Annotated in this window: 5 protein-coding genes; all 5 read left to right on the forward strand. The window is 38.5% G+C overall.

Annotation, left to right across the window (positions count from 1 at the left end):
- Nucleotides 1-25 precede the first annotated feature (25 nt).
- The 5 genes from M3226_RS28690 to M3226_RS32395 all read left to right on the forward strand — a co-directional run bounded on the left by M3226_RS28690 (nucleotide 26) and on the right by M3226_RS32395 (nucleotide 6,984).
- Nucleotides 26-1,141: a GerAB/ArcD/ProY family transporter gene (locus tag M3226_RS28690; protein WP_251572586.1), complete on the forward strand. Its 1,116-nt coding sequence runs from the start codon at nucleotides 26-28 to the stop codon at nucleotides 1,139-1,141.
- Nucleotides 1,142-1,330: 189 nt separating this feature from the next.
- Nucleotides 1,331-2,788, forward strand: coding sequence for a GMC oxidoreductase (locus tag M3226_RS28695; protein WP_251572588.1), 1,458 nt, complete (start codon nucleotides 1,331-1,333; stop codon nucleotides 2,786-2,788).
- Entirely contained in the window at nucleotides 2,785-5,100 is a 2,316-nt protein-coding gene (locus M3226_RS28700) for a TIM barrel protein (RefSeq protein ID WP_251572590.1), read from the forward strand. The genes M3226_RS28695 and M3226_RS28700 overlap by 4 nt, the downstream gene beginning before the upstream one ends.
- Nucleotides 5,101-5,431: 331 nt before the next feature.
- A complete protein-coding gene (locus tag M3226_RS28705) occupies nucleotides 5,432-6,139 on the forward strand; it encodes a hypothetical protein (protein ID WP_251572592.1) in 708 nt (235 codons plus the stop codon).
- A gap of 710 nt (nucleotides 6,140-6,849) precedes the next feature.
- Nucleotides 6,850-6,984 (forward strand): hypothetical protein, encoded by a 135-nt coding sequence (locus M3226_RS32395; RefSeq protein ID WP_285858041.1) that lies wholly within the window; start codon nucleotides 6,850-6,852, stop codon nucleotides 6,982-6,984.
- The last annotated feature ends 224 nt before the right edge of the window (nucleotides 6,985-7,208 follow it).

Raw genomic sequence — 7,208 nt, forward strand, 5'->3', positions numbered from 1 at the left:
GAATAGATAGTAAGGAGAGAGTGAATTGAAGAAAAGGGAAACAATAAGTTCTGGACAAATGGCGTGTTTATTTCTCTCTTTTATGCTTGGATCATCCTATATTAACATCCCGCAGCCTCTAACGTTAGCAGCAAATAATGGAGCGTGGCTATCAGTCATTATTGCCATTGTTTATGGATTAGTTTTATTGTCATGTATTTTATATTTGTATGGTAAAAATCCAAATTGGACTTTAATCGATTATAGCAGGAAAATACTTGGAAAGTGGATTACGCTATGTATTTGTATTCCGATCCTGTTCGTGCTTTTTTTAATTCTTTCTTATATTGTTATTGATATAGGGGGATTTTTCACTACAGCAATGATGACGGAAACACCGGATTACGTATTTCATACTTTAATATTGCTGGTCGCAGCATTAACGGCAAGAGCGGGTATTGAAGTAATGGCAAGAATGTTTATTTTACTTCTTTGCTATTCAATCTTTTTTGCATCCTTAGTACTATTATTGAATGTTCCAAATTATCACTCAGGATATCTCCTGCCAGCTTTTCCAGCAGGGATGAAACCAGTTATTCATGGTACTTATTCCATAATCGGTTTCCCATATGGTGAACTAGTCCTTTTTTCATTTTTATTTCCATTCGTAAATAAGGAAAAGGCCAAGTCATTAAAAAAATATATGTTTTCAGCTTTTATGCTTCAAGGTTTTTTTATCATTACTTCTATTCTTTGCACGATTATGGCTTTAGGACCACTCTCAGGTACATTTAAATTTTCACTTTTTGAATTGGCACGTTTGGTTAATATCAAGGAAATTATTACAAGGATCGAGGCTTTCATTGGAATTGCTTTGATTGTTGGTTCCTATATGAAAGCATCGATCATGCTGTTTGTTTTAAAAGAGGCTCTATCAAGAATATTAAAATTAAAGGATGAACGGATTATTATCTTTCCTGTTACGTTTATATCCCTCCTCTTAACACTTACGATGTTCAAGTCAGAGACGGAGCATTTTGAAGCGACATTTATTATTTGGCCATTAGTTATTAGCACCCTTGTCGTTCTTCCGTTGCTTTTTATTACGATCCTTGCATTTTTTAGAAGAGAGAAAATAGAAGAAAAGGGCGATAGCATATAAAAAGAAGAAGCCAAGGCTTTTTAAAAGCACTTGGCTTCTTCTTTTTATGCACTAACTTCTAGGAATAACTGCGTAATTTACCTAATATGAATGAGGGAGAAGGTTTCGATAATTATTCATATAGAACATAATCGCTTAAGGTCAGATCTTTATCATAGATAAGCATCGATAAAGGGATGTGAGAAGTCATTGACGAAAAATTGGATTCCGCCAACTCCTTTAGAAAAGATGGCCAATACCGAATACGATGTTTTAATTATTGGCACTGGTGCAGGAGGTGGAGCAGCTACTTGGAGATTATGCGAACAATGGGGAAAAAATGAAAAAAAAGTAGGTGTGGTTGAATCCGGAGACTTTTTGCTCCCGACACAAGCAGCCAACATTCCTACAATGAATAGTGAACGTATGAACAAACTTCATGAGTATATATCAAAACCATTAGGTAAATTTAATCCCGAATTTCAGGGGGCAAAACAAGTTTTTGCTTTTGGTGGAAGAACTTTATTTTGGAATGCCATCACCCCGCGGCTTAATCAGTTTGAACTTGCCCAATGGCCTGTCATGGTTCAAGAGATGGACTCCTATTATCGAATCGCAGAAAGGGTAATGAATGTATCAAGAGAATATACAAAGGATTCCCAAATCACAGAAATATTGCTGAATAGGTTGCAAAGGAAAGGACTAACAGAGGCTGCTCCTTCTCCTATAGCTGCGGAGCTTGGTCTAGGTATTTATGGACAGGAGGGTTCAGATGTATTTTTTGGCGCAATCGACTTCTTTACAAAAGCATTAAATCACCGTCGGTTCGATTTAACTGTTAAAACTAGGGCCGTTCAAGTACTAGTTGATCATGGAAAAGTAGTTGGCGTAAAGGTCATCTCTTCAGATAAAAAAACTTATATTTTAAAAGCAAAGACCGTTGTATTGTCCGCTAGTACATTTGAAACACCTCGATTGCTCCTTCACTCGGGAATTCAAGGGCAAGCCATCGGTCATTATTTAATGAATCATTCTTTTGTGTTAGCTACAGGAACAATAAGCCGTGACAAGTTTCCGGATCCTTTAGGAACGTTAAGCATGTTAATTCCTTCAACAAAGGAAAGGCACTATCAAATCCAGCTAAGAGGACCCAATCGTTATTTTTGGTATCAGCCGTACCAGACAAAATCATTTCATCAGGAACTAGATATCCACTTCCTTTGTTCTGGGGAGGTTGAACCTAGATTTGAAAACAAGATTACATTAGATTCCTATAGAACGGATGAATTCGGGGTACCGGAGATTCAAATACATTTTTCCTTTAGCGAAAAGGATAAAGCTATCATTCGTGAAATCGCTGGAGCAATTGAACAGATCTCTTCCATTTGTGGTATAAATATGACTTCGAAAACGGGCCAGCATTCTATCTGTCTAATGCCGCCGGGTGATCAAAATCATGACTCTGGAACCTGTCGAATGGGTAATGATCCATCCACTTCTGTAGTCAACAGGTATGGGCAAATACATGGTGTTAAGGGACTATATGTGGCTGATAATAGTGTCTTTCCGTCCATCGGTTCAGCAAACCTGACACTTACGACTGTTGCCTTAGCCATTCGAACCGCAGATTATATTATCCATCAGGATCAGGAGAGTGTCTTTACATGATAAAATTAACAGCTTTTGGTGATGAAATTTCGCCCAATTTGGAAATTCAAATGGATACTTTGGCCTCCGAAGGGATTTATTATATTGATTTACGTGGTCTAGGGGGAAAAAATGTTTTACAACTCAGTGAAGAAGAGATAGCAGAAGTAAAAAAAAGCCTGGATATCCGTGGTTTTTGCATTTCTTCAATCGCTTCACCGATAGGGGTTAATAGTATAACAGATGATTTTACTCCACAGCTTAATGATATGATGCGGGCGATTGATTTAGCCAAATATTTTGGTACACCATATATTCGGATTCGCTCTTTTATCATTCCTAAAGGGGAAAATCCTTTAAAATATAGAGCTGAAGTTTTAAGACGAATAAAAGAGCTGACAAGTATCGCTGAGCAGAAAAGTGTCATTCTACTTCTTGAGAACGATACGACCATGTATGGGGATACTGGGGGACGCACTCTAGATATTCTTAAAAGTATCCATTCCACTAACCTTCGTTTTGCGTTTGATCCGGCTAATTTCTTACGTTCTTCAGTGTTGCCAATGACACAAGCCTATCCTCTTGTAGAGCCATATATTTCTTACATTCATATGAAGGATGCTCGAAAGGATACTGGAGAAGTGGTTCCGCCTGGAGAAGGTGACGCTGAAATCATAAAATTACTCACTACATTAAAAGAGAGAAACTATTCCGGATTTATATCGATTGAACCAAAGGGTAGGCCAGGTATCGCAGATCGGGATTTCTTCTTGGCTGCAGCAAAATCCTTAAAAAGGCTTTTAAATAAAATAGGATTAAAATGGGATGAACATCCCTATCAGGATACGTACAGCCATTTTTCTAATTCATCCGCCATTTTAAAGAAACATGCTCCTTTTCCCCCTGCTTGCCCTCAGGTGATCTCACCGGAAACTGTTGATTCCTGGATTCCACTCACCCCGTTAGAAAAAATGGCACAAACAGATTATGATGTGTTGATCGTAGGGAGTGGAGCAGGAGGAGGGGCGGCCCTTTGGCGGCTTTGTGATCAATGGAGAAATAAAGGAAAACGAGTAGGTATGATAGAAGCAGGGGACCTATTGCTGCCAACACATGTTGATAATCTCGGATTACTCTCCCGCGAACGTGCAGCGCAATACATTACTTCAATAACAAAACCACTTGGAAAAACACTTCCAGAGTTTTCGGGTGCAAAACAAGTTTTTGCACTAGGGGGCCGGACTTTACAGTGGGCAGCCGCTAGTCCGCGAATTCCTTCATACCTTATTTCACAATGGCCTATCCCCAAAAATGAGCTGAATATTTATTACAAAATCGCGGAACAAGTCATGAATGTGAATGAAACCTTTTCCAAGTCCAGTTACCCCACCCGAGTCATTCTAAACCGCCTTTGGGCAAATGGATTTATTAATGCAACAAGTATTCCTTTTGCTGTCGACATTACACCTACAAAATATGGCGCGATCCATTCCAACACAGTATTTAGTTCCATCCACTTCCTTGCAGAGGCTTTAAATTATAGGTCATTTGATCTGGCTGTTAAGGCTCGCGCTGTTCAATTGCTTATCGAAAAAGGGAAAACAACGGGAGTTAAGGTGATGTCTCCGGATTTGAAATCATACTGGATTAAAGCAAAAACGATTGTTTTGTCGGCAAGTACTTTTGAAACACCACGCTTGCTCCTTCATTCGGGGATTTCGGGTCCAGCGATTGGCCACTTTCTTATAGATCATTCTGCTTTAGCTGCAAATCCAATAATCAACCGTAAATTGTTACCAGAGGATTTGGGGAGGATTGGTATTTTGATTCCAAATACGAAGGAAAATCCTTATCAAATCGAATTTGGCATACCTGATACACCGCTTCAAGATGGGGTAGAGATGATCTTCCATGGTTATGGAAATGTAGAACCACGATTTGAAAACATGCTCTATCTTGATCCCCATCGGCGAGACAAATATGGAGTACCAAAGATTCAGGTTCATTTCAATTTTAGTTATAGGGATCGAGTGGTCATTCAGCAATTAACTGCAGGAATGGAACGGGTTTTTTCGTCCTTAGGATTCATTGAAGGTCGGCCTGACATTTATATGCGTGCACCCGGGGATGATAATCATGAGTCAGGAACTTGCCGTATGGGGAATGATCCTTATACTTCGGCAGTTAATAGATTCGGTCAAATTCACGGCATATCAGGACTTTATGTAGCAGATAATAGTATTTTACCGACTCTAGGTGCAAACCCTACACTTACAACCGTTGCATTGGCCATTCGTACGGCGGATTATATAATTCACAATACAAATAATTGAAACTGTTTTCGAAGAGGTATCAGGAAGGGTCTTAAAGCGGACAATCAGAAGTTTTGCGCGCAAAGAAGCACAACCAGCTTAATGAGCTGGTTGTGCTTTAGATGTTTCTAGGCAGAAGATCGAGATTTACAAGCAAAATGATTGCCAGAGAATCAAACTGAGAGTTATATAAAAAATTAGTATCTAGTTAGTATTAATAAAAAAGATACAGCAGCAATATGTAACGCCGAAAGGTTACAGATTGGCTGGCCTTTTTTGTTTATATCGCAGGGTGATATAGCTTGCAAATAAATCAAAAAACCCTCATATTTAATAGAAAAGGAGGCACGATATGCGACGTGATATACAACCGAATGAACGAGCATTCTCCTCTAAAGAAGTGGCTGAAGAAGTGGGGATTGCAACACCTACAGTTCGAAAGTATGGCCAGATCTTAGAGCGAAATGGATATGAGTTTTTAAAAGATGGCGATCGGCGGATTTTTGTTCAATCTGACATCGGAGCGCTTATAGCGTTACGCGATACGGACAAGCCCCTAGACGATACAGCAAAGGAACTTGCGTATCAACAAAAGGAAAGAATCAAAGAATCCAGTGAAAAAGAGCTTGCCATACCCGATACATATGAAAACTTGCCCCAAGACCCCAATCAATTAAAAGAAATCTTAATGTTTCTAGTCAATGAAATGGCAGCTACCCGTGAAATGAATGTCCAACTGACAAACGATATGTCTGAGCTTAAAATAACAGTTGCTCGGCTCCAGCAAGATCATCATGTAATAAGTTCTAGTATTGGGAATTCAGCACAAAGGACTCAAGCGAAAATTGAAAAATTAACGGAACAACAAAATGCATATTACGAAACATTGCTGCATCAAGAAAAAGAAAAAAGTGAATATTTACAAAAAGAATTACAAAATCTGCGGGATGAACAGAAAAAAGAATGGCTTTCACAAAATGAGTTTAATAAACGTTTAGAAGAAGTGATACAAAAGCCGAAAGAAAAATGGGAGTGGCTTTTCTCGTTATTCCGAAAATAAGGTGCCTTTACGACATTAAAGGCTTATAGCGCTGCGCGATACGGATAAGCCCTTTGCCGATACACTAAAGATCTTGTCTATCAGAAAAAGATTAGATAATTAAATGGAACCTAGATTGCGATACCCGATACAAATGATACGTTGTCCCGCTTAAAACAACCTTTCCCGGCTTCAACTTTCCTCGATTGTTCGACACTTCGGATTTATCATTATTCAAATTTCAACAAATTCCCGGGAAATATCTACAAATTCTGAATAAGTATCGACAAATATCCCTTGATGAATGGGCGCATGATGCAAGGGTTTCTAAGCCAACATTGTTAGAGAACTAGTGAAAGCTATTCCTGCCTATTCTATAAACTTGTTGTGTATAAAATTACATTATTATTAAAAACCACTTTATCTGGCCGAGAACTAGGGACGGGGGAACGGTGGTTCCGCGGGTTATTAGCTCCTTTGGACATCGTTCCGGGTGTGAGCAGCTTAAGCAAATTTAGCAGCACCGTCCGTCTTGCAAATGCGGGCGATTCAAACAGTCAGTACGGCCTGAATACAGGTGTTAAAGCATGTAGTCACAAGGCCGGTTGAAGTAGAGGCAGGAACAATTGCACCGTGGTTCGATGAATAAAGCAGGTCTTGGTATTCAGTAAGAATTTAGCGAATCTGAAAAAAATTAATAGGGCAAAAGGTGCTCAGAAGGGTCATCAAATATGAGTAAAGATGAATTAATTAAGTTGTTGATTCAATCAAATATACTGGAGGATTTATATAGCTTAAATGGAGAACTTCCAAACGAAGCATTGTGCCTCAATAATGAAAAATGGAAAGTGGGAAGTATACTATAGCGAACGTGGTGTTAAATCACAATTCGAAAAATTTGATTCTGAAGAAGTGGTATGTAAATACTTTTACAAAGATATTTTAGAAATGCTTTAATTAAATAATTTCACTAGTGTTGCATTAAAAATGTCGTAATTTTCAGTTTAGTCATCTTTCTTATTTAGAGCCAAAAAAGTAAATACCCAATCAAAGGTGGCTCCATCCATTTGGAAATTTATTTACAATTAGA

Source organism: Neobacillus cucumis (genome assembly GCF_023715505.1).

What these genes read in the sequence shown, in the direction of transcription:
- M3226_RS28705 (WP_251572592.1), top strand. Translation starts at nt 5,432, where the DNA reads ATGCGACGTGATATACAACCGAATGAACGAGCATTCTCCTCTAAAGAA.
- M3226_RS28700 (WP_251572590.1), top strand. Translation starts at nt 2,785, where the DNA reads ATGATAAAATTAACAGCTTTTGGTGATGAAATTTCGCCCAATTTGGAA.
- M3226_RS32395 (WP_285858041.1), top strand. Translation starts at nt 6,850, where the DNA reads ATGAGTAAAGATGAATTAATTAAGTTGTTGATTCAATCAAATATACTG.